Genomic DNA, 21,728 nt, shown 5'->3' with positions numbered 1-21,728 from the left:
GAGGCGGTTTTCTTTTTCTTCAGGCGGGAAACACTTTTCATAAAGGAGTGATAGACATGCCTTGGTCTATGAAGGATTATCCGCAATCATGGAAGAATCTCGAGGAACCTGTGAAGAAAAAAGCGATCGAAATCGCGAATGCGATGGTAGATGAGGGTTATGAAGAAGGACGGGCTATTCCCATTGCGACAAGTCAGGTGAAAGAGTGGAAAAAAAGCGCTTCTAAGGAAGAAATCGATCAGCTGATGAAACACGATGATGAAACGAAACGCGGAAATTGAATCGGAATAAAGGAAAAACCCCGCTCTCAAGAGAACGAGGTTTTTCTGCTTATAAACCGTAATAATAAGATAATGTGGTGACTGAAACGTAGCCTGTCGCTCCTGCATACGTGACTTTCAGCCATTTATTAGAATTGGTGTAGTGGCCTTGAACATATTCTCCGGTGACCCAAGAACCTGTAATTTTTTTACCGCTTGAGAATGTTGTGATCGTTGAACAGCTGACCTTAGAGCATGAGCGCATATTAGCACCGTAAATACCGACTGTACCCCCGCTGGCTAAAATGGAAACGTCCGGTTCAGCTTTAGGTTTGAAAGCTGCTGCTGATGCAGAGCCGCCAAAAGCGAATAAAGAAACAGCAAAAATCATGGCTAAAGAAATGATCGACAAACGACGTACCAAGAAAATTCCCCCTCTTTTATCATATGGCTGGAAAGCTTTCCTGACGTTATTATACTTTTTTGCCCGGGAGACTGAAATAAGTCTAATGCTCCAACTTCTTTTCTTCGCAAGTGACCATGCCGATTCTTTATTTGATAAATAACAGCCGTTTATTGGACTGGAATCACTGATATATCGTTGATTCAAACGTTTATTCAGAGCAGCCGGAGTTTTTACGGAGGTCATTTGAATGGTACAGAAAGGTTTTATCTTCCAATGGAAAGAAACATTATTATTCTATTTACCCTGGAAAACGGAGGAAATACTGCGTCTTTTTCTCAGGATCAGTTGCACCGGACAGAAAGTTGTGAAGTGATATGAGCAAGTGTCCTCTTTTCACCTTTTTAAAAGAACGCTCAACGCATCCGCGCATGATCGGACGCGGAAACACGCTTTGCGAACGGCATCGCTTCTTTCCCGGAACGATGCCGTTTTCATTTTCGGACCTTTCTTCGGCGGGATACATACCATAGATAAAACAGGGCATCAATGTACCGGTTTATTGAACATAAAGAACTTGACATCTCATAATAGCGGATTTATGATGTAGATAAAATAATTTGCATCTAGGAAACTTTTTGTTATTTAGCTAAAAATCTATCAGAATTTAGGTGAGACATAATGAGCAAAGACATCTCAGCACAATCACTGCAAGCAAAAGCCGTGCAGGATGCACTTGACGGCAAAAGCAAGGGATTCAAGCGGCTTCTGCCTTTCTTAGGCCCAGCCTTTATCGCGGCGATTGCCTACATTGATCCGGGAAACTTCGCTACGAATATCTCAGCTGGTTCGAAATTTGGGTATATGCTGCTGTGGGTCATCCTCTTTTCAAACTTGATGGCTTTTTTAATCCAAGTTCTTTCCGCGAAGCTCGGCATTGCCACGGGCAAAAACCTTCCGGAAATCGCCAGAGACCGGTATCCGAAATGGGTATCCGCCGGGCTGTGGATACAGGGTGAACTGGTGATTATGGCAACTGATCTGGCAGAATTTATCGGGGCGGCGCTCGGGCTCAACCTGCTGTTCGGCATACCGATGGTTGAAGCGGCCATTATCGCGGCGATCGGATCATTCGCGATTTTAGAGCTTCAGCGCCGGGGTTACCGGGCGCTGGAAGCGGGCATCGCCGGACTTCTGTTTGTCGTGGTGATCGCCTTCGCTCTGCAAACCTTCTTTGCCAAACCTGACGCCGCCTCCGTTCTCGAAGGGCTGTTTATCCCGAAAATTGACGGAATGGACAGTGTGCTCTTGGCAACCGGTATACTCGGCGCAACCGTGATGCCGCATGCCATTTACTTACATTCCGCACTGACACAGCGCCGTGTCGTCGGAAAAACGGATAGTGAGCGGAAAAAGATTTTTAGATTTGAGACGATTGACATTCTGATCGCGATGGTGATCGCCGGGGCGATTAACGCAAGCATGCTCATCGTCGCTGCCGCGCTTTTCTTCAAGAACGGGCTGTATGTAGAAGATTTAGACGTGGCTTATCAGCAATTCGGCCACTATATCGGACCGGCTTCAGCCATTCTCTTCGGGATCGGGCTGCTGGCCGCAGGGCTTTCAAGCTCTTCTGTCGGCACATTGTCAGGCGATATTATCATGCAGGGCTTCATCCGTTACCGTATCCCGCTTTATTTGCGGCGTTTCATTACCATCATTCCTCCGATGATCATCATTATCTCGGGGGTCAACGCCACAGAAGCGCTCGTATGGAGCCAGGTCGTTCTTTCATTCGGCATCTCCTTTGCACTCGTGCCACTGATTATGTTTACAAGCAACAAACGCCTGATGGGCGCCCTGACGAACCGAAAATGGGTGACGGCTCTCGCCTGGCTGATTGCGGTTTTGGTGATCGCGCTTAATCTGTTTGTGATCTACGATTCATTCCGTTAGAAAAAAACCGGCCATAGCGGCCGGTTTTTCTTTTGGCACCGGGTGCCGTTCGTATCTTTTTCCGGGCGTTTTTGGTATGATAGAAGAAAAATCGGAGTTTTGCTTATGTCAGTATTTATCCTTTTTTATCTGTGGATTGTGCCGATTGTCATCGGTATCTTCTGTTCTCTTTTTGCTTATCGGACAACGGGTAAGAAACGTCTGGTTCCCGGCTTTGTGATGATCGCATTAAGTATCATTTCCTTAATCACGGGGCTTTGGATCGGCGGTGTGAACTATCATGTGTTCATCGGAGGCATGTTTTTATTCGGTACGTTATTGGCCGGTTCCGCCTTTCCGTTTTTCTTCGCTCTCTCACGCAAACGAAAATAAACAGGCATGCTGCCTGTTTATTTTTTTACCTAAGCCTGCATTATAAAAATCGCTCCGATAATGTGATTCCGCCTCAATCAGCCTATACATGCAGGCTCCAGCCCATGTTCTATTTCACGAAACTGCAGCTAAAATAAATCCTGCCAAAGAAGATTTTGAATTGCGAGAAAAATATCGTATTAAAATCCTATTTACCCAAAAAATACCTATTGATAGAATGGTATGTGAGAGGGAAAAATGTTCAAAGCGGATCATACAGGTCCCGCCTAAATACATAGTCTTTCATTTCTCTCTACACTACATTTCTAAAGGAGGATTTCCCATTAGACACGCAGCTAAAGGCATTCTGTTTGCCGCATCTTTAGCCCTTGTAACTACTACTTTTGCCCCCGCATCCTTAGCTAAAGAAAATCATAATAATACTGCCAATGCCACTGAAACGACAAAATCATTTTTTTATCAGACTGATACGCAATTTTCCTACGGACTAAAAGCACAAAGCGATGCATCTGTGTCAAAACCAGTCAAAGATGCAATCAGAGAGGTGCTGAAAAATAAAACAAAATTATTCAATCTTGTTGAAAAATTAGCAGGAAAGAAAATAAGAAATGAACTTGAATCCGTTTTCAATGAACACATAGAACCGGTTTTGAAGAAAATGCTGAACGAGTATGTCGCCTTAAGCTGGACTGATGTGGAAAAGAATCTTTATCTCTCACTTAAAAAGTCCGGACTTTCTGACAGCCAGGCTAAAAACCTCGCTCATTTGACAACTTTAGCAATGAAAGCATTTTAAACTCATTCATCAATGATCAGCAGGAAAATACGTATGAAGTAATGCAAAGTGCTGTTAGATTCACTCTAATAGCACTTTTTCATTGGAGATTTCACATGACTGTCTTTTTTACTGTTTTGCTCACTTTCTTATGCTGCCTTGTGATTTCATCTCTTATTTTTATGATTCTATTAAAAAAAGAGATCGCAGATACACCGCCAAACCGCTTAGCTCATACAGCATTCATAGGGCTTATTGGATTCTCCCTGTTCTTCGCTATAACTGTACCCAGCCTGATTATTTGTTTTGCAGCTGTAACAATACATCATTTTTTCGGAGATTACATCATATATGATTCTCTATCAGACTTATACATATTTTCTGTCGTCGTCAGTATTTTAGCTTTAGTTTATATGCTAATCCTTACGGCAATTGTTAAAGGAATGACTCATGTTTTGACATTGCCTGCTTGGTCAGCCTATATCCTTGAATTCATTTTTGCATGGGCTGCTGTTTACTTCTCAATTCAATACGTTTCCAATCATATCATTGAGAACATATCTATATTTCAAGGCGGAGAAGTGCTTCTTTCATTGTTCATCACTTTCTTATTTTCGGGATTGGATATCCTTTTTACTAATTTGGATAAGATTTCAAAAGAGAAATTAGGCTAATAAGGGGGCAATGGGTATGAAGAGCATTAAATATATATCCTATTTTTCTATTTCTTTAGTTTTGCAGGTGGTATGGCTGCTACTCATAAAAGAAACCTCTAATCTATCTCTGATAGATATGATTACGGTGTCCTTCTTATTCACTCTCTTTATGTTCATCTTGGATCAAATTTTCAAAAAAAAGCGGACAAATTAGGGTCTGTTTTTTTATAATCCTAGGGCTTCTCTTTCATTTTGAAATTGCTCCGGATTTGGGGATGTTGCGGGAACCGTTCATTAATGTTTAACACCGGCCTCTGTAAAATACTTCTCCTTTTATATAACATCCTGACTTCTCCGTCATATATTCAAACGAAAAAACGGCAAAAGGGAGTAATGAAACATGATATTGTTTATTGGCAAGTTCATGTTGCTCTTTTTATTCTGTTCGCTGGCATATTATTTGTTTAAAGTTGTTTATTACAATATAGGGAAGAACATTGCGCTTAAAACCCCGGAAGGGACAAAGACAAACCGGACGGCACGTATGTTTGTCAAAAATGGAACTACACTGAATGATGGAGATTACTTTATGATCGCTGTTGTGACCGCTCTCTGGCTGTTCTTCAGATGAAACCGCGCTGATCCATCACGAGTTTTTTGATCAGCCATCGCTCGCCAGCTGCGGCTTTTCACAATCTCCGTTTTCGTTTAGGACGGCTATATGCAAGCCAAGTCGCTCAACAAACAAAAAAATAAACAGGCATGCTGCCTGTTTATCAAGCTGTCGAGATCTTCTCGATAGCTCCTTTGTTTTTCCTTGAATTATTGAAGAAAGGCTTAAAAATGGACGGCGTTTTTCTCATGCATGCATCGTTCAAGAAATCATCACAGTAAAACGGAAAAGTGAACGCAATACAAGTAACGCTTAAGAACCTTATGAGGCTGCGTATGTTGATTACTGGATTAGAAAAAGAAATCCCCCAGTCTTAAAAGGTGGAGGTCAAAAATTGGAGAACACTTTAAATATTTATAGCTTTTTCAGCGATGTGGAAAGTTCCAGAAACACTCATTTCAGCAGTATAAACATTTGTTACACTTAATAATCCAGTAAAAAGAATACCGATTAAAGCGGAGCTGATTATAACCTTCTTCATTATATAGCCTCCGTAACCTTAAAGATTTGTGTTTGGGCATGTATAGTTTTCTTTAAAAAGGTTCTTCCCTCTGCATAGTTTCTCTTTTCAAAATGAAAGTCACCTAATTTTTCAGTCAGCTCTGCGAAATCAGACCAAAGGCGCTTCTCTTCTAAGTAGCGTCTATTGCCTTTTTAAAATTCTCTTCAGCGGCACTCAAACTTTCCCCTCTTAAATAAACTAAGCCTAAGTTATGAAAGATCACTCCGATAATTCTTTTCACTTTTTCCTCATCCAACCCACGGGCGATACTTAATGCTTCCCGATAAACCGGAGATAAATAGCTCCCCGTCATCATAGCCATCCACCTGAAAAATGTCGGCTCGGCACCTATTACAATAAACATAAATGTCAATGACAACGAATACAACAGCCATAATCCATACTTTTTTGAAGATGAGATACCCTAAAATCCCCAACAGAAAAGAAACTGCCGGAAAAATGATGAGAATAATATAAACAGGACTCAATGGCATGCTAATATAAACACCTTCAACTTATTTTAAAATTTCAAAACGTGCAATTTCCCACTCTTTTTTTGCTTTTAGCGGGATTGTTTTTACCTTTTTGCCTGATTTCAAATCATAAGACGTGATATCTCCAAGCTTGTTATCACGCTGGATATCAAAGTTTTTGAGTAAAACATACATCTCTTTGTCATTGAATTGAACATCATTCATTAATTTGTTATCATCCCCAGCATAAAAATCAAAAGATTTTTTCTTAACCATTTTTTTATCAAACACCTGCATCTTCCCATCAAAAGAAACAGCTAAGATGCTATCTTTTAATATTTTCAATTTTGCAGGATGAAACCCTTTCTCCATCTCGACTTCTTTTTTTACCTTAAGAGTCTCTCTGTCTATTAATATGAGCTTAGAATTCTCTTTCTCATTCACGTTATCATTAACTGCCAGTACAAATGTATTTTCATCTAGAGCTTGGAATGCATCCTTTTCATCCATGAAGTATATCCCTTTATTCGGTATGGATGCCTTGTTCTCTTGCTTTTTTGTCTCTGGGTTAATTGAAAGGATGGACATACTTTCTTCACCACTTGAAATGACATAAATTTTATTTTTGGCGACGATTGCTGATCCAAGTTCTCCGTCAAGCTTTATTTGTTTCTTGTTTTTTCGGCTGTTTCCCTTCCAATATACCAGTTCACTTTCCAGCCCTTTGTCTGTATATCCAACGTTAATGTCATGGATGATATAACCGTCAGAACTATTTATAAAGAAAGCACCTTCATCCTCAGTTGTTTTTGACAAACTCTTTTCATTTATTTTGTTTATTTTTCCGGTTTTATTGTCTATCATCAAGTGATTATTGCTTCTATTTGATGAGAAGAACGTATCGTTTTTGTTATATGAAGACATCGTGAAATTTATACCATCTTTCAATTCCAAGCTATCAATTTTAGTACCATCTTCACCGTAAACCCCAATCTCACTTCCCCTATCTAAAGTGTTAGAAAAACCAACAATAAATTTTGCATTGTCAATATCCTTTAATACAGTCTTTTTATTGCTGCTTCTTTCCTCTTTTTCATTCCCAGTTGGGATGAGACCGCAAGAGGTTGTGACTATCAGTATGCAAATGAAAATAAACAGGGTCTTAAGTCTATTCATATTTTCCTCCCTTTGAAATGACAAAACAACCGGTGCATCACCGATTGTTTTTGTCAATTTGTTTAACCCTTATGATAAAAGATTGTTGTGTTATTGGATTTTACAAGCTCCATTGGTGTTACAACGGTGTCCCATTTGACATTGTCAATATCAATACCTTGGTTTTTCCAAGAACGCCAAGCTAATTGAGAACAATAAAATTTAGCAGTTGTCTTTTTATTCAAAAAGTTGAAATTATATTTCTTTTTATTATTTGCTTGCTTTTCCGCATATTTTGCAGCGTTTATATACTTATTGTTATTCGATCCTTTAACCCATAGACCATAAACTTTCTTTTTACTTCCCCAGTTATTATTATATCTGCGAACTCCATCTTGGTTTATAGGGCTCCAGCTTTTCGCCCATGCTTCAACTGTTTTTGATTTGTTAGTTGAAACAATCGCAGCATGTCCTACACCAATAGACCAACTTCCAGAATTAATTTCATAGCTTGTAAGAACATCACCTTTTGTACCTAACGCTTTTGCTGCAATTTGGTTCTTGGGCTGATATTCAGGCTCCTTGTATTTAGGAAGAACTTCATCAATTTGACCAGAGGCTTTCAATTCTTTGATTTCTTTTTGGGAATCCTTATACAAGTCTTCTGCATGTTCTTGTACATACGCATACTCTTCTTTACTCATTTCATAGAATTTCTGTACTTCCTCACTTGTCATGCCGGCATCTTTCATTTCCTGTATTTCCGTTTGGACTTTTTCATTAGTAAGTTGCGGAAATCCTTCAGCATGTGCACTTTTCCCAAATCCCAATCCTAAACCGGAAATCAACATAGTTGTAGAGAACATGGTGGTAAGTAAAAATTTAATCTTTTTCACATCAGTATCCCCCTACTATTGAATAATTTTTCCTTCTATTCTAAGATATAGGATGTAAATAAGGTTGTAAACACCTTTTTTGAATTATTTGGGATATTTTAATCATTTCTATTGAGTGTATAATGTCACACAAAATCGGGACATGTAGTGCCAACTGAACTATAGGATTTGGGCTTTAAACAATGTTTACCAGGCAATGTGTTGTTTCACTATTTCTTCGTAAGGTTAACCTTCAAATTTTACATAAATTCACAAGCATTCAAAATATCTTTCTTAACAAACATATTCTACCATTAATGCGAACCGCAATTCTATATACTTCTTTATTTTTATGAAATATATAGAATTGTGGTACAGCCTTATTAAAGGGTTGTTTCATTTATTTCAGAAGAGGCAACATTTTTTCTTTCGTTTTTGGCCTGTAAATGCCGTTATCAGATAGGCCATACATGGACTGGAACCGTTTGACTGCATTTGCTTTCTTCGGTCCGTAATAGCCGTCTATTCTGTTGTTCTTTGCCCCTTTGTCCGGATAATAATAGAGAGCCGCTAACGCCGATTGAATTTGCTTTACGGACGTTCCCTTAGTTAAGGGGCTTTGTCACTTTAAAAATGTCTGGCGGCAGCGTGTAAGATGATGTCTTTTTACCGAATGGAGAGCTGGACGAGCCAGTCAGCTTTAATACTTGGCCAACTTTGATCAGGTTCGGATCCTTGATGCCATTCAATGCTTTGCAGGGTTGCCATGCTTACGCCTGACTCCTATGCAATGACGATAATATTCCACCTTTTTTGACAGTGGACGTCGTCACCGGTCCTTTTTCCTGTTTTTGCTGATCAGGGGGGCTGACGGCGCTAATGTGCGAACCACGTTTGGCAGGAACTGTCCTGGCCCTTCAAAAGCTTTTTTTATCAGCCATCGCTCGCTAGCTGCAGATTTTATGATCTCTGTTACCGTTTCAGCAAATTTGAATATGATAGACTTCCTGTGTCCAAGCGGGCTCGAACTGCTGACCTCTTCCTTACCATGGAAGAGGTCAGTAAAACTGATAAGAACTAATCTTCTCAATAAATCAAGGCAGACAGCGAATACTGGCTGAAGCCTTTTGCTTAGCCGTAGTGATTTTTCCCGGAAGCGGCGGCTCGTCGCCGATGACCGCGTCGATGATGGCCGGCTCATTTGAGTTAAGCGCTTCATGAGCATGATTCCGCCTTCTTATTTTTTCTTAGGCAACAAACCGGTTCAAAACCAATTTAAAGTATTGAATAATTTAGAATGTTTGTGTAAGTTTTGTATAACAAAAATTAAAAAAAGAGTGAGGAGGGAAACATTTGATAATCAGAAGCGCAGAACACTATGATGTAAAACAATTGACCGATTTAATGTATTTATATATCGTGGATTTTTATAAAAGACCTAAGCCACCGATTGAAAAGATACATCATTTGATTGAAATGTTATTTGAGAAGAACAGGGGTATTCAATTCGTTGCTGAACAAGATGGGGAACTTATTGGCTTTGCAACATTATATTTTAGTTTTAGTACGACGAAAGCAGATAAAATAACAATAATGAATGATTTATTCGTGGCAGAAAAAGCAAGAGGCACAGGAGCAGCCCAAGAACTGTTTAAAAGATGCGAAACTTTTACAAAAGAAAACGGGTATGCGCATATGTCATGGATAACTGCATCTGATAATTACCGTACACAAAAGTTCTATAAAAAGATGGGTGGCTCCCTTGGGAATTGGCTGACCTATTCCATATAACCCGGGAAGACCTTATTGAAGAAAAAACTAAAATAAAAAGCCGGGCTTTTACTATGGCTTATCTGGGTAAATAAATAAAAATAAACAGGCATGCTGCCTGTTTATTTTTTATAAGCGCCGGCTTCTTAAAACAGCCGTTTTAAGCTTTTCTTGAGTGACGGCATTTCGATTTTTTGGTTTTCAAAGAAGTTTTTCAGCATGTATTTGCTGAAGCCCTTCGCTTGGCCGTAAGTGATTTTTCCCGGAAGCGGCGGCTCGTCGCCGATGACGGCGTCGATGACGACCGGCTCATTTGAGTTGAGCGCTTCATGAAAAGCGGGAGCCAATTCCTCGTGTTTCGTCACTTTGATGCCTTTTGCTCCGCAGCTTTCTGCAAAAGCGGCGTAATCCATATTTTGCAGCTGGGTGACGTAGTCAATGTTGCCTTTGACCCGCTGTTCATATTCAATCATGCCTAAATTTTCGTTGTTTAATATGACAACCGTAATCGGCAGTTTATATTTAACAGCCGTCGGCAGATCCTGCATCACCATTGAAAATCCGCCGTCTCCGCAAATGGCGATGGACTGCCGCTCAGGTTCGGCAAGGCTTGCGGCAATCGCTCCCGGAAGCCCGCATCCCATTGTGGCGAGCCAGCTTGAGACGATAAAGTCCTGCTTCTTCATTTTAAAATGGCGGGCCATCCACACCGTAACCGTTCCGACATCCACTGACAGGACGGCGTCCTCTGCGGCGGCATCCTGAAGCCGGGCAATGACCTGCTGCGGCTTGAGCGGATGAGTCGCTTCGGTTTCATCCTTCTCGATTTCCTTCCACCAATGCTTCATGTGCTCGGTGCAGGCGTCTAAAAATCTTCTGTCTTCTTTATATTCAATGTATTCCGTCAGATCTTTCAGCCCCAGAGCCGCATCACTGACGATTCCCGCATTGACGGGATAGCGCTTGCCGATTTTCGCCGGATCCGAATCAAGCTGAATGGCAGGCGTATCGTCCGGGAGATAATCCCTGTATGGGAACGATGTGCCGAGCATGATCAGCAGATCGCATTCCTCCATGGCTTCGTAGGCGGGCTTTGTGCCGATTTGCCCGAGATTCCCGAGAAAGTGGGGATGGCTGTCAGGCACGACGCCTTTTGCCGGAAGGGTAATGACAATCGGGGCGGCCGCTTTATCGGCGAATGCGAGCAGCTCCTCTTTTGCCGATTTTAACCCTTGGCCGGCGAGAATGACCGGTTTTTTTGCGTTGTTAATATATTGCGCGCATGTGACGAGATGTTCTTTTTTCGGCTCTATATCGGCTTTGAGGTATATCGGCGATGTGTAAACCGGCTCCCGTTTGATTTTTTGCGCGAATAAATCATCAGAAACGGTTAAAACGGCAACGCCTTTTTTGCTGTAAGCCGTGCGGATCGCCTGATTCAGAAGATCGGGCAGCGCTTCTGCCGTATGTACTTGCTGGTTGAATACCGCCACGTCCTCAAACATTTGCTCTAATTTGATTTCCTGAAAGCTGTCACGGCCGATTTCATCGGAAGCCACCTGTCCCGCAATCGCCAGCACCGGAACGCCGTCCGCTTTGGCGTCGTATAAACCGTTCAGCAGATGAACGGCCCCCGGTCCTGCGATTGAAAGGCAGACACCAATCTGTCCGGTCAGTTTTGCCTCAGCCGCGGCAGCCAGGGCGGCGACTTCCTCGTGCCGGGTTTGGATGAATGTCAGGTTATTTCGTTCATGTCTCAGTTCTTCGATAAATTCATTAATGCTGTCTCCGGGAATGCCGTATATATGACCGACTCCCCATTGTTCAAGCAGCTCCGTCATTACGTGTCCTGCTGTTTTACTTGGCATACTGCATCCTCCTTTTACCTGTATTCATCCCCTTTTTCATACGGGTTGAAACACGGGCTATACTCTCAGCTTTTTTCTCAGCCGATCAAGGATGGATAACAAATTTCGGTCTTTAAGGACTGCCTTACGATTTGCCGCCCCATTGAGTCCGTCTTTTACTTGCCGTTTTCTGTTCGGCACCATGAACAGCGGCAGCCGGTTTGGGGAAAACCAGCGTAATGCGGCGGTTTCCGGCCCGTTCATCAGCGGTGTTCCTCCGGTAATGGCTCCGATGAATACATGCTGTGTATCTTCAAATGCCGGCCTTTCATACTCACCGGCTTTATGCAGGATGGTCACGTTATAACCGGTTTCTTCGAAGGCCTCTCTGACGGCTGCGGCTTCAGGTATTTCACCTTCTGCGATCCTGCCCCCGGGCAAATCCCATAAGGGAATGTCTTTTCGTTTTACGAGCAATATGTCCCGCTCCTCATTTTGTATGATGACAAACGCGCCTTGTGCCATGTCGTCCTCCTTTACAAAAAAGACCGCGGCATTTTAGCCTGCGGTCTTTACCGTTACTTTTTAAAATGATACGGCAGGGTGGCGACAATGATGTCCTTCTTCCAAAACAGCCGGACGCGGAGCAAGAAGGCTGATTGGTTGTGAAGGATGGTCTGCCAGCGTTTTTTCGTAATAAATTGCGGAAACAGCACCATCACGGAGAACTGTTCTTTTTTCGCTTTTTGTTCGACCGTTTCCAAAAACTTATCAAACGGGTGAACCAGACTGCGGTATGAGGAATGCAGGGTGACGAGGCGGACGCCGTTATGAAGCTCTTCCCAGCGCTTTTCCATCTTTTTTTCGTGTTCTCTGTCAAAGGAAACATGAACCGCAATGACCTGATCCGATAATGATTTCGCATACTGAATCGATTTTTGGACGACGGTGGTGACACCGGCGACAGGCACGATGACGACGGTTCCCTTGATTTCCTCAGGCTGCTGATCAACGACCCGCAGCTGTTCGCCGACCGCGGTGTAGTGATTTTTAATGACGAAAAACAGCATGACGACAGCAGGCATGAATAACAGCACCGGCCAGACAAGATTGAACTTCGTCGCGAATAAAATACACAGCACCATAAATGAAATGGCGGCGCCGCATGAGTTGATCAGCATTTTTACCGCCCAGCCCTTCGGCTTCTGCCTGATCCACTTGATGCACATTCCCGTCTGCGACAGCGTAAACGGAATGAACACGCCGACGGCATAAAGCGGAATTAAATGTTCCGTGCGGCCGCCGAATAAAAGAATGAGCAAGATGGACGCGATACCGAGAAAGATGATTCCGTTTGAAAATCCTAATCGGTCGCCTCGTACCGTAAACATTCTCGGCATATACTGATCGCGCGCTAAATTAAACGCCAGCTGCGGAAAAGCGGAAAAGCCCGTATTTGCCGCAAGCACGAGAATCAGGGATGTAACGCCTTGAATGAAATAGTACACCGTATGCCGTCCGAAAGTTTCCGCTGCGATTTGTGAAATAACGGTCTCGTTAGGCTTCGGACCCGTGCCGTAGCCGTACGCCAGCACCGTAATCCCCGTAAATAAGATCGCCAGCAGAATCCCCATCATGGCCAAAGTGCGGGCCGCGTTTTTCGCCGGAGGATTTTTAAAGGCCGGGATCGCGTTTGAAATGGCTTCCACACCGGTCAGTGCCGAGCAGCCGGATGAAAAGGCCTTCAGCAGCAAAAACAGCGTGATGCCCGCCACGGGTGTGCCGATCGGTGTATGCTCGGCCGGATGAACCTGCCCCGTCATGAGCTTAAACAGTCCGACGACGATCAAAAGGACAAGCGCCGCCACAAACAGATAGACGGGATACGCCAAAATGGACGCCGACTCTGACAGTCCTCTCAAATTTAAAATCATAATCAGAATCACAAGCAAAACAGCAATGAGCAAATGATACGGGTGCAAAGCCGGAAATGCCGATGTAATCGCATCAGTTCCGGCAGAAATGCTTACCGCCACCGTCAGAATATAATCAACAAGCAATGAGCCCCCCGCAATCAGGCCCGGCTTCTCACCAAGGTTTTCTTTTGACACCATATAAGCGCCCCCGCCTTGCGGATAAGCGTAAATAATCTGTCTGTAGGACAGAATCAAAGCAAGCAGCAAAATGAGAACACCTGCTGCGATCGGAATGGAATACCAAAACGCGGCCGCGCTTACCGCAGCCAAAATGATCAGAATCTGTTCCGTTCCGTAAGCAACTGATGACAGCGCGTCTGAAGAAAGCATGGCGAGCGCCTTGAGTTTCGTGAGTTTCTGCTCTCCGGCCGCCTGTGATTTCAGCGGTTTCCCAATCAAAAATCTTTTGATTGAATGGTACATTTTTTGTCTTCCCCTTTTTTTCATTTTCCGTTTGATTTACAAACCCTTACTGCTATGATGTCTCTGAATAACGATTGCATGCCATATTTCGGCACAGCAAAAAGACACAGAGGCAAACGGATGCCCCTGCGCCATAATCGTGCACAGGTTTCATTCATCTCCTCTCATGAACGCTTACGAGGTTAGCTGTCGGATTCGGGCTGATGAGAGTTGGCCCTACCTGAAAAAGGATTCACCCCAAGCGGCATGACGCGCCGCAAATTGGTTCCCCCGCTCTGATTACAGATTAAGCGATATAGATTATAAAAGAGATCATACTCCCGTCCCGTTCAGTTGTAAAGGGGCTTTTATGCTGTTTCAAAAATAAAAAAATCACCGCCAAAAATGGAAATAAAAATACAAAAAAAGAGGCCTGTTAACGGCCTCTTTTTCCTTCATTACTCTTCACTTTTTTCATTGTCCGCTTTTCTTTTTTTCCTTCTTGCCGTCAGCCAGATCAGACCGGCCGCAATAATTATAAGCGCCGCGAAAACAGCGATATACGTGACGTTCAGTGCTGCGGAACGGCTTTTCGTATCAGCCGCCGGACTGCTGTCATCGGATTTGATTTGCTGATGGTTTGAAAACAGCTGCTTGCCGGCCGTTTCGTTGACGACGGTTGCGGCATCGTTTGTGCTGTCTAAAAAGCTGATCAGCTCTTTTGTGACAGACGCGCCGCTGCCTGATAACGGAGCAAAAACAGCGATGCTCCGGCCGGAGTCCCAAGGTGATTCCTGTGTAAACGCGACTTGTTTCGTTGTCTCATTCAGCATCTGAAACGGAGAAACATCGTACGCGCCGCTGCGGTCTGACGGCACGAGAAGCTTAGAGGCGTTTGATTTCAAAAGCGGAATTTGCGGCAGGCCTCCGATAAACACAACATTCCGGCCTTTGGCATCCGCTTCCTTCATGTCTGATGCCGTCTTTACGGTAAAGCCGTTTCCGAATGAATCCGCCACCAGAGAAAGTTCTTTCAGTGTCTGTATGTTTACGTCATCCGGGATGACGATCACTGTTTTCTCTTTCACGCCGCCCGCAAACGGGAGCGGCCATTGCCCGAAATCCGCTTTCTGCGCCGCATCACTTACCGGATACGTCAGCATGCTGCTTTTATCAATATAGACCCATTTATTTTCGTCACGGTCGATACACGGGTTGTTATGTTTCAAACCTGACGTGACAAATTGCAGATCAATGTACCTGCTGCTTCGCAAAAGCTTCGGATCAATCGGGATTGAGACGTGGTAAAAGCCGTCTTTATCTTGATTGCCGAGATCGTCAAGACGCACCGCATTCGGCTGTCCGTTGACCATGACGTTCAGCTCCGCTCTCTCGGCGTCATTAGCTGAATCCGCCTTCGTCCGAATCGATTCCGACGTTTTTAATGTAAGTGAAAGCTTAACCTTACCGTCTTTATCAACAGCGGCCGCCGCAGGGTAAAAGAAGTGCTCTGACGCCGTTTTGTTTGATCCGACCGTTACATTTCCCGCGCCGAAGTCCTCTAATGTCAGTTTATTGCCTGTTTTTTCCGCAGCGGGCTGAAGGCGGCCGATTGTCAAAGTATCTCCGCCCAGCTGGCTTGAATAAGCGCTGTCTGTGATGACGCGGATTTTATCCGCCAGCGTTTTGTCTGAGTGCGCCGTGACAAACAGGACGGGCTGCCGTTTGTCCCCTGATGTCAGAACCCGTTCAGCGAGAAGGAGTTTGTTGTCTTCCGCTTTGAGGTTCCCGCGATCGAAAAGCTCTTTTATTTTCCCGTTCCAATGCTGATCAGCGCCGATGACAATTGACGGATTGCTGATTTTGCCGGCGTCGGATTCTTTTACATAGGATACCTTCAGCCTGCTGTCAGCCGTTTTCAGAAATCCTTCTGTTTTGACTGCGGCTTCAGCTTCAGCAGAGGTCGGTTTGTCAGGAAGGATAATATCGGTTTCTTCACCCGTATTGCCTGATTGGGCAAACGGATACGGGAAATGGCCGAGATCCGCTCCCTTTGACTTGCTTGCTTCTGAAAGCACAAGGCGGCTGTCCGGATAAATTTTTATCCAGTTGCCTGACGTATCCTGCCTGACGCAGACGCCCTCTTTTAATACGCCGTAAAACCGTAATGATACATTGTGATAGCCTTGGGCGGATTGGCTTTTGCTGAGATTGAGCTTCACCGTTTTCCGCTTGGAGCTGCCGTCAAGCTTTATGGATTTGACGGGTTCATCATCAATGGCGATGGTTAAAGAAGACGGGGCAATTAATAAGTTTGACGCCTCGTAATCAATCAGAAGCGACTGATCGGCATTCGAAGCTCCCGCAGGAATCTGATAGGTCAGCTCTGAGCTGTCTTTCGCCCCGTACAGTGTCATCAGATCGCCAGTCAGCGCCTGCTGCTCTTTTGCGCCGGCGCTTGTCCCGAGGGCGGAACCGTCCGTTTTCAGCTCCCGGGCCGCGGCCGCCTGCCCGTTATACATCAATAGCAAAAGGCCGGTTATCAATATGATCGCTTTTTTCAAAAAGGTCACCCGCTTTTATTTTGATTGTATCGCTCCGTTTTGTACCACTTGACTTCCTGCTTGAACAAGCGGTGCTTGATCTCTGTGAATAATGACCAGATGACGAGCACGATCCAAGCCTGGGAGTATGTAAAGTACATCAGAAATACGATAAAGAAGTTTTGTTTGTTCATTTCTGTTTTTTCAATGCTCAAAGTAATCATGACCTCAGTCATAAACAGGAAAAAGGCCAGTATCCACAAAATCATCGCCAAAAACCCGACTGCCAGATGCAGGTCGTAAAAAAGATTGATGATAAAAATCGTGTTTGACATGATCACACCGAAGAAAAACAAAAAATACGTAAAAAAGAAATAAAACAGATCGAAGATGATCCGCTTGCGTTTCAGCTTGAAAAATTGGGATAAAAACTTGAGAACGACGTATTGGTTGCCGCGCGCCCATCTTGTCCGCTGACGCCACCAGACCTTCCATGTCTCAGGCTCCTGCTCCCATGTCACAGCCGCCGGGAAAAAGCGGATATGATAGCCGAGATTATACACGCGGATGGTCAGCTCGGTATCCTCCGCCAGCGCCTTATCATCCCAGCCGCCGAGCTGTTCGATAATGCTCCGCCTGATCGCGAAGTTCGTTCCCGGGATGGTGGCGATTTTGAACCATTTCCATCTGCCGCCCTGCGCCATCCACTGAAAACAGATGGTTTCAATATTGATAAACTTCGTCAGGATCGTTTTGGCCGCATTGATAACACGGAATTTCCCGACAACCGCTCCCGCTTTCTCATCATTCATCAGACCGAGAACCAGGTAGTACACCGCCATTTTTTCCGGCGTATTGTCCGCATCATACACGCAGATCACGTCTCCGTTCGATTCCGCGAACCCTGAGTTCAGCGCCGAAGATTTTCCTTTTCCGGCGTTAGGGGGCTTTGTGATAACCATTTTAATGAAGTCATACTGACGGGAAAATTCATTGACGATATCTCCCGTCCGGTCGGAGGAATTATCATTAACGACAATGATCTCAAGCCTGTCTTTCGGATAATACAGGTTCACCATCGCCTTCAGCGTCTGCCTGATGACGACCTCCTCGTTATGCGCGGGAATGAGCACGCTGACCTTCGGGAGCTCCCCCATCTTTGCGCGCCATTTCGGAATGTTCCGTTCGAAGGTCATATAATGCCTGAATCCGCCCTGCATCAGAAACATGTGATAGAGAAGCATCACCCATATTAAACTTAATGAGATAAAAAACAGAATGTTACTCAAGGCTTCTTCTCTCCTTAAAGATTCGTTTTTTTAATGTGGCGCGCAAATAAAGAACGTAGCAGGCGAACATGATGATAAACAATAACACCACGCCGGAGAGAATCCAAAGCGCTTTTTCCAGAGGCGTCTGCTGATGGTGATTGAAAAAGGCCGTTACCGGATGAATCTTGTTTTCCACATGAATGGTTCCGTCTCCGTCCGTTTTGATCCTGACGCTGTCCGACGTTACCGTTTGCTTCGTTTTCTTCAGATCGAGCCACTCGCCGCCGGGAATCCGCTCCATCTGATTGACGAGCTCGGGAAGGTATTTCATGCCGAGATACGGATGGTAGAAACCGCCCGCCGTTCCGCCGCCGAAATCAATCATCTGCGAAATATGATTCTCCATATCTCCGAGCGGATTTTCCTTTGAGTTATCGGCATAACCGATTGTTTCAGGGTACAGCGTCATCCCGTCCAGCATAGCCGGCTTTGAGACGAACGGAGGGGCGCCCGAGGTTTTCCACGTCGTGCCGCTGAGCTGCACTTGTCCGAAAATGCTTGAGAAATAAGAAGATGCGATTTTGTAGCCTTCTTCAGACATCGTATAGTGCGGCGCTTCGAATGACAGCGGGTAAAGGCCGAGCTCTGTCAGATCGTCAATCGCCTGCTCCAGCTTCGTTCTCGTGTAGATGTTTTCTTTTTCACGGAAAGGCTTCACATACGCCCGGTACGCTTTTTCATTCGGAAAATCCTGTTCCTTTTCAAGCTTGACCGGAGTATCATCCGCATTTTCTGACGTAATCGGCTGATCCGCTTTGGCATCCCAAAATTCAAAGCCTTCTCCCGTTTCGCTGTATCGGTATGCGTGCGTGTAGCCGTGAATAATGATGCTGCCGCCCATTTGCTGAAGTTTTTTCAGGACGCGGACCATTTTCGGCTTGTCCGCCAGGTATACTTTTTCTCCGTTTTCCGGATTGAGATAGACCGGAATGACCGCCAGAATAAACGGAATGTGTCTTTTATGCAGGTAAGCGCCCGCTTCGTAAAGCAATGTTTCATCTGACATCGGACTGATGTCTTCAAGCCGCAAATAAAGGAGGGTGCCGCCCTCTGATTCTCCGAATGCGTTGCGCATCGCTTTCGCCGTCAGAAACGAATCATTTAACAGGCTCGTCACACCGAAATAATAGTCAGAGCGCGCCGTTTTCCACATAAAAGGGCGGGTGCTGCCGTCACCGGACCGGTATGTATAAAGGGACTTTCCTTTTACTCCCGATACGCCGAGCACGGACATCCCTTTTTCAAGCGGCATGTCTGTTTTTCCTTTCTTGCTGTAAATGCGGTATACCGTTTCTTTTTCTGTCAGGGACAACCCCGCAAATTGGCGGAACTGTCCGGCGTTATAGCCGATGCTGATAAGCTGCTGCGGCATGCTGCTGATCAGTGACACAAATGATGTGCTGAGCTTTTTTTTCGTGACACCGTAATAGATGACGCGCCGATTCTTTTTGAGGTCCGCGGCTGTGATGTCTCCGTCGCTTTTCACAGTCACGGCGGATGAGAAATGGCCCGCAGTCAGATCAAGCATTTTGACCTCAGCGGTTTCTTTGCCGTCCGTGCTTGTATAAATAATGAGAATGCCGTCCTTTTTGTCTTTTGCTTCCGCCGGACGGGGAACATAAACCGCCGAAATCATGAAGAGCGCCGAGAGTAAGAGACGTATCCATTTAGAGTTCATTCATCATCATCTCGTTTTCCAGTTCGTTTAAAAATTGCTCGGCCGTTTGTAAATCCTTTCGGTACGCCAAGTAACATACACGGAAGGTGATGGAGACGTATTTACCGTTTTGAAGCCGGTACGTATCCAATTCCTTTTTCAGCTTCGCCAGAACGGCCGGCATGTTTTCTTCAGGCGTATGGGTCAGCACGATGCCGAACCGTTCGGCGGACGGCCTGAATTTTTTGTCTGTTTCCCGAACGCTTGACCGGATTTGGCGGCTGATAAACGCCAGCAGCCGATCGGTCTCTTTTTCTCCGTACAGGGATTTGAATTCCTTGAAATAATGCATGTGCAGCAGCAAAAAGACGAAGGAATTGCCGTAGCGTTCCGCCCGCTTGATCTCCTCGGAAAGCTCCAGCTTCATCCGCAGATGGTTGTCAAAGCCTGTCACCCTGTCGACGGCGACAAAGCTCGTAATCTCTTCACGCAGCTGTTTCACTGAGCGCTCAAGCCCCTTCGCCAACTCGTGAATCCTTCCCGCTATGTAAGAAAAGAGCAGCAGCGCAATCCCCCAAATGACCAGCACCTGCAGACTTTCGGCACCGGCAGACGCCATAAAGCTCCCGGTCTGAAACCACAGGAGCAGGCTGCCGAGAACAAATAAGACGAGTAAGGTGATGACGAGCGCGTAGATTGCCCCGAACCATATGCCGGCTCCCGCAACAAGCAATGTGATGCAGGTTATCAGAAGCCCTGCGGATTGCTGAGACGCATAGTAAATAAAAAAAGACAGCAGCACCAGCATAACTGCTGTGTAGCTGCACAGTTTTTGTGATTCATTGAATGATATTTTCATTAAACAATTTCCTTTCAGCCAGAAGCGGCAGCAGGTTATCGAAAGAATGTGTATCGCTCCCGCTCATATAGCCGCCGTAATCGGGTTTCAGCGTGTCCAGTGTTTCAAATGAAGTCATTCTTTCATAAAGCGGCTTGATGACAGCCGGATCAGCTTTTTGTTCTGCTAAAAAAAGAACGGCCAGGGCGTAAACGGACGGTGATTCGTACTGAACCGCCGGCTCCTTCGTGTCTGCGCTGTATCGTCCGTACAGCTGTCCGCGCGACTTAAATTCCTCTATCATCCATTTTGACAGCGCGGCAGCCTTGCCATCCCCCCGCTTCAGATTCACGGCGGCGTACAGCTGGTCGATGACATTCACTTCGCTGTCATATTTGTATTCCTTTGTTTCGGTATTGAATGATTTCGGCAGAAAACCATTTTTCAGGGGCGCAAGATTGAGAACATCAAGGTTCCGGTTTTCCGTTTTCTCATCGATAATCCCCTTTTCTCTGAGCATCTGTAAGGCGCCGGGGTCAACATAGGACAACGTCACGGTCTTTGATGCGGCATTTGAAGCGGCATCATAATAATCCGTAAAATACCCGTCATTCGTATTGTATTTTTCCAGCGCCTTCCCGATCTGCACCGCTGTTTTCCCGTATTCACTGTTTCCCCACAGGGTTCCGGCCTCATTCAGACAGTTCATGATTCTGAAATCGTCAATTAAGGCATTGGTGCCGCTCGCTTTATTCCCGTCAATCTTCCACGACACGAGCCCGTTTTTCGTCAGAAACGAATCGGTGAGAAGCTGATATTGCGCTTGAAACTGCCGTTCATCTTTCCTGTTCAGCAAAAATGCCATCCATAGTCCGAGAGACTCAGATAAATATTCCGGCTCACCGGATATGTTCGTCCGGATCATCCCCCGCCCGTTCATCAATTTATGATAAATAAAATGCTCTGCGGGCTGAAGCGGTCCGGACGGTTCGGCCGCCGTCTGTTTTTCAGTGCCGGCCTCCGCGCACCCCGCAGTCAGAACGATCGAAATCAAAAGGATCATCAGACGAAAAACGAATTGCTTCACAGTCCATCCTCCTATTTTACAAATCCTTTTTTAGACCCATATCTTATTTTTTCACAAAGTATTTTTACTATAAAGGAAACGATAAAAGAATACTAGCATTTTTTCACATTGGAAAATTTTAAATGGAAGCGCCGCCTCTCACCTTTTCCCTCTTCACATGGATCGTATTCCCATTAC

General features: G+C 44.9%; 19 protein-coding genes, 4 pseudogenes and 1 riboswitch. Of the genes and pseudogenes, 7 read left to right on the top strand and 16 right to left on the bottom strand.

Annotated features, from left to right (window positions below; translation table 11 throughout):
* Window positions 1-56 precede the first annotated feature (56 nt).
* Window positions 57-272 (top strand): annotated as a pseudogene (locus ACWJJ4_RS12935) (DUF2188 domain-containing protein); the annotation flags it as partial.
* Between the two features lie 58 nt (window positions 273-330).
* Here the strand turns inward: ACWJJ4_RS12935 and ACWJJ4_RS12930 are convergent.
* Entirely contained in the window at window positions 331-684 is a 354-nt protein-coding gene (locus ACWJJ4_RS12930) for a hypothetical protein (RefSeq protein WP_007410203.1), read from the bottom strand.
* A gap of 657 nt (window positions 685-1,341) precedes the next feature.
* On the opposite strand from ACWJJ4_RS12930, the gene ACWJJ4_RS12925 reads away from it, so the two are divergent.
* The 5 genes from ACWJJ4_RS12925 to ACWJJ4_RS12905 all read left to right on the top strand — a co-directional run bounded on the left by ACWJJ4_RS12925 (window position 1,342) and on the right by ACWJJ4_RS12905 (window position 5,053).
* Complete coding sequence (locus ACWJJ4_RS12925) at window positions 1,342-2,619, top strand: Nramp family divalent metal transporter (protein ID WP_088005335.1); 1,278 nt, start codon at window positions 1,342-1,344, stop codon at window positions 2,617-2,619.
* Window positions 2,620-2,724: 105 nt separating this feature from the next.
* A complete protein-coding gene (locus ACWJJ4_RS12920) occupies window positions 2,725-2,991 on the top strand; it encodes a hypothetical protein (RefSeq protein ID WP_063174391.1) in 267 nt (88 codons plus the stop codon).
* An 88-nt stretch (window positions 2,992-3,079) separates the two neighbouring features.
* Window positions 3,080-3,787, top strand: a complete 708-nt coding sequence (locus ACWJJ4_RS12915; protein WP_238703870.1) for a hypothetical protein — start codon at window positions 3,080-3,082, stop codon at window positions 3,785-3,787.
* 95 nt (window positions 3,788-3,882) lie between these two features.
* A complete protein-coding gene (locus tag ACWJJ4_RS12910) occupies window positions 3,883-4,440 on the top strand; it encodes a hypothetical protein (RefSeq protein ID WP_146283812.1) in 558 nt (185 codons plus the stop codon).
* A gap of 382 nt (window positions 4,441-4,822) precedes the next feature.
* Window positions 4,823-5,053 carry a hypothetical protein gene (locus tag ACWJJ4_RS12905; protein WP_146283813.1) on the top strand — a complete coding sequence of 77 codons (231 nt, stop codon included), beginning with the start codon at window positions 4,823-4,825 and terminating at the stop codon, window positions 5,051-5,053.
* A 388-nt stretch (window positions 5,054-5,441) separates the two neighbouring features.
* Here ACWJJ4_RS12905 and ACWJJ4_RS12900 read toward each other — a convergent pair whose 3' ends face one another.
* The 7 genes and pseudogenes from ACWJJ4_RS12900 to ACWJJ4_RS12870 all read right to left on the bottom strand — a co-directional run.
* Window positions 5,442-5,576, bottom strand: coding sequence for a hypothetical protein (locus ACWJJ4_RS12900; protein WP_257997176.1), 135 nt, complete (start codon window positions 5,574-5,576; stop codon window positions 5,442-5,444).
* Window positions 5,577-5,727: 151 nt separating this feature from the next.
* A complete protein-coding gene (locus tag ACWJJ4_RS12895) occupies window positions 5,728-5,919 on the bottom strand; it encodes a hypothetical protein (protein ID WP_223883521.1) in 192 nt (63 codons plus the stop codon).
* Window positions 5,899-6,091, bottom strand: a pseudogene (locus ACWJJ4_RS12890) (DUF2651 family protein); the annotation flags it as partial. The pseudogene ACWJJ4_RS12890 and the gene ACWJJ4_RS12895, both read right to left, overlap by 21 nt.
* A gap of 21 nt (window positions 6,092-6,112) precedes the next feature.
* A complete protein-coding gene (locus ACWJJ4_RS12885; protein WP_070081387.1) occupies window positions 6,113-7,246 on the bottom strand; it encodes a hypothetical protein in 1,134 nt (377 codons plus the stop codon).
* A gap of 62 nt (window positions 7,247-7,308) precedes the next feature.
* Entirely contained in the window at window positions 7,309-8,076 is a 768-nt protein-coding gene (locus ACWJJ4_RS12880) for a YiiX/YebB-like N1pC/P60 family cysteine hydrolase (RefSeq protein WP_079898242.1), read from the bottom strand.
* A gap of 424 nt (window positions 8,077-8,500) precedes the next feature.
* A pseudogene (locus tag ACWJJ4_RS12875) lies at window positions 8,501-8,756 on the bottom strand (peptidoglycan-binding domain-containing protein); the annotation flags it as partial.
* A gap of 448 nt (window positions 8,757-9,204) precedes the next feature.
* Window positions 9,205-9,320, bottom strand: a pseudogene (locus ACWJJ4_RS12870) (hypothetical protein); the annotation flags it as partial.
* 133 nt (window positions 9,321-9,453) lie between these two features.
* On the opposite strand from ACWJJ4_RS12870, the gene ACWJJ4_RS12865 reads away from it, so the two are divergent.
* Window positions 9,454-9,891, top strand: a complete 438-nt coding sequence (locus ACWJJ4_RS12865; protein WP_094247226.1) for a GNAT family N-acetyltransferase — start codon at window positions 9,454-9,456, stop codon at window positions 9,889-9,891.
* Between the two features lie 125 nt (window positions 9,892-10,016).
* Here ACWJJ4_RS12865 and ACWJJ4_RS12860 read toward each other — a convergent pair whose 3' ends face one another.
* The 8 genes from ACWJJ4_RS12860 to ACWJJ4_RS12825 form a co-directional block, all read right to left on the bottom strand.
* Window positions 10,017-11,738 carry a pyruvate oxidase gene (locus tag ACWJJ4_RS12860; RefSeq protein WP_454021683.1) on the bottom strand — a complete coding sequence of 574 codons (1,722 nt, stop codon included), beginning with the start codon at window positions 11,736-11,738 and terminating at the stop codon, window positions 10,017-10,019.
* Window positions 11,739-11,795: 57 nt separating this feature from the next.
* On the bottom strand, window positions 11,796-12,242 hold the full coding sequence (locus tag ACWJJ4_RS12855; RefSeq protein WP_369614640.1) for an NUDIX hydrolase: 447 nt from the start codon (window positions 12,240-12,242) through the stop codon (window positions 11,796-11,798).
* Window positions 12,243-12,295: 53 nt separating this feature from the next.
* On the bottom strand, window positions 12,296-14,116 hold the full coding sequence (locus ACWJJ4_RS12850) for an APC family permease (protein WP_014304368.1): 1,821 nt from the start codon (window positions 14,114-14,116) through the stop codon (window positions 12,296-12,298).
* A 156-nt stretch (window positions 14,117-14,272) separates the two neighbouring features.
* A riboswitch (cyclic di-AMP (ydaO/yuaA leader) is annotated at window positions 14,273-14,419 on the bottom strand.
* A gap of 134 nt (window positions 14,420-14,553) precedes the next feature.
* Complete coding sequence (locus ACWJJ4_RS12845; protein ID WP_146283815.1) at window positions 14,554-16,659, bottom strand: cellulose biosynthesis cyclic di-GMP-binding regulatory protein BcsB; 2,106 nt, start codon at window positions 16,657-16,659, stop codon at window positions 14,554-14,556.
* A gap of 5 nt (window positions 16,660-16,664) precedes the next feature.
* A complete protein-coding gene (locus ACWJJ4_RS12840) occupies window positions 16,665-17,927 on the bottom strand; it encodes a glycosyltransferase family 2 protein (RefSeq protein WP_017419244.1) in 1,263 nt (420 codons plus the stop codon).
* Window positions 17,920-19,647, bottom strand: a complete 1,728-nt coding sequence (locus tag ACWJJ4_RS12835) for a DUF2334 domain-containing protein (RefSeq protein WP_146283816.1) — start codon at window positions 19,645-19,647, stop codon at window positions 17,920-17,922. Before ACWJJ4_RS12835 ends, ACWJJ4_RS12840 begins: the two co-directional genes overlap by 8 nt.
* Window positions 19,637-20,485, bottom strand: coding sequence for a diguanylate cyclase domain-containing protein (locus ACWJJ4_RS12830; RefSeq protein ID WP_003156258.1), 849 nt, complete (start codon window positions 20,483-20,485; stop codon window positions 19,637-19,639). The genes ACWJJ4_RS12835 and ACWJJ4_RS12830 overlap by 11 nt, the downstream gene beginning before the upstream one ends.
* Entirely contained in the window at window positions 20,466-21,551 is a 1,086-nt protein-coding gene (locus ACWJJ4_RS12825) for a hypothetical protein (RefSeq protein ID WP_044053280.1), read from the bottom strand. The genes ACWJJ4_RS12830 and ACWJJ4_RS12825 overlap by 20 nt, the downstream gene beginning before the upstream one ends.
* Between the last annotated feature and the right edge of the window lie 177 nt (window positions 21,552-21,728).

The organism is Bacillus sp. JK62 (genome assembly GCF_053663455.1).
This window is presented reverse-complemented; position numbering and strand designations above follow the sequence as displayed.

Bases quoted from the DNA above. Each gene is read 5' to 3' on its own strand.
- ACWJJ4_RS12920 (WP_063174391.1), top strand. From the start codon at position 2,725: ATGTCAGTATTTATCCTTTTTTATCTGTGGATTGTGCCGATTGTCATC.
- ACWJJ4_RS12915 (WP_238703870.1), top strand. From the start codon at position 3,080: ATGCAGGCTCCAGCCCATGTTCTATTTCACGAAACTGCAGCTAAAATA.
- ACWJJ4_RS12910 (WP_146283812.1), top strand. From the start codon at position 3,883: ATGACTGTCTTTTTTACTGTTTTGCTCACTTTCTTATGCTGCCTTGTG.
- ACWJJ4_RS12905 (WP_146283813.1), top strand. From the start codon at position 4,823: ATGATATTGTTTATTGGCAAGTTCATGTTGCTCTTTTTATTCTGTTCG.
- ACWJJ4_RS12900 (WP_257997176.1), bottom strand. From the start codon at position 5,576: ATGAAGAAGGTTATAATCAGCTCCGCTTTAATCGGTATTCTTTTTACT.
- ACWJJ4_RS12895 (WP_223883521.1), bottom strand. From the start codon at position 5,919: ATGGCTATGATGACGGGGAGCTATTTATCTCCGGTTTATCGGGAAGCA.
- ACWJJ4_RS12885 (WP_070081387.1), bottom strand. From the start codon at position 7,246: ATGAATAGACTTAAGACCCTGTTTATTTTCATTTGCATACTGATAGTC.
- ACWJJ4_RS12880 (WP_079898242.1), bottom strand. From the start codon at position 8,076: ATGTTGATTTCCGGTTTAGGATTGGGATTTGGGAAAAGTGCACATGCT.
- ACWJJ4_RS12860 (WP_454021683.1), bottom strand. From the start codon at position 11,738: ATGCCAAGTAAAACAGCAGGACACGTAATGACGGAGCTGCTTGAACAA.
- ACWJJ4_RS12855 (WP_369614640.1), bottom strand. From the start codon at position 12,242: ATGGCACAAGGCGCGTTTGTCATCATACAAAATGAGGAGCGGGACATA.
- ACWJJ4_RS12850 (WP_014304368.1), bottom strand. From the start codon at position 14,116: ATGTACCATTCAATCAAAAGATTTTTGATTGGGAAACCGCTGAAATCA.
- ACWJJ4_RS12835 (WP_146283816.1), bottom strand. From the start codon at position 19,647: ATGAACTCTAAATGGATACGTCTCTTACTCTCGGCGCTCTTCATGATT.
- ACWJJ4_RS12830 (WP_003156258.1), bottom strand. From the start codon at position 20,485: ATGAAAATATCATTCAATGAATCACAAAAACTGTGCAGCTACACAGCA.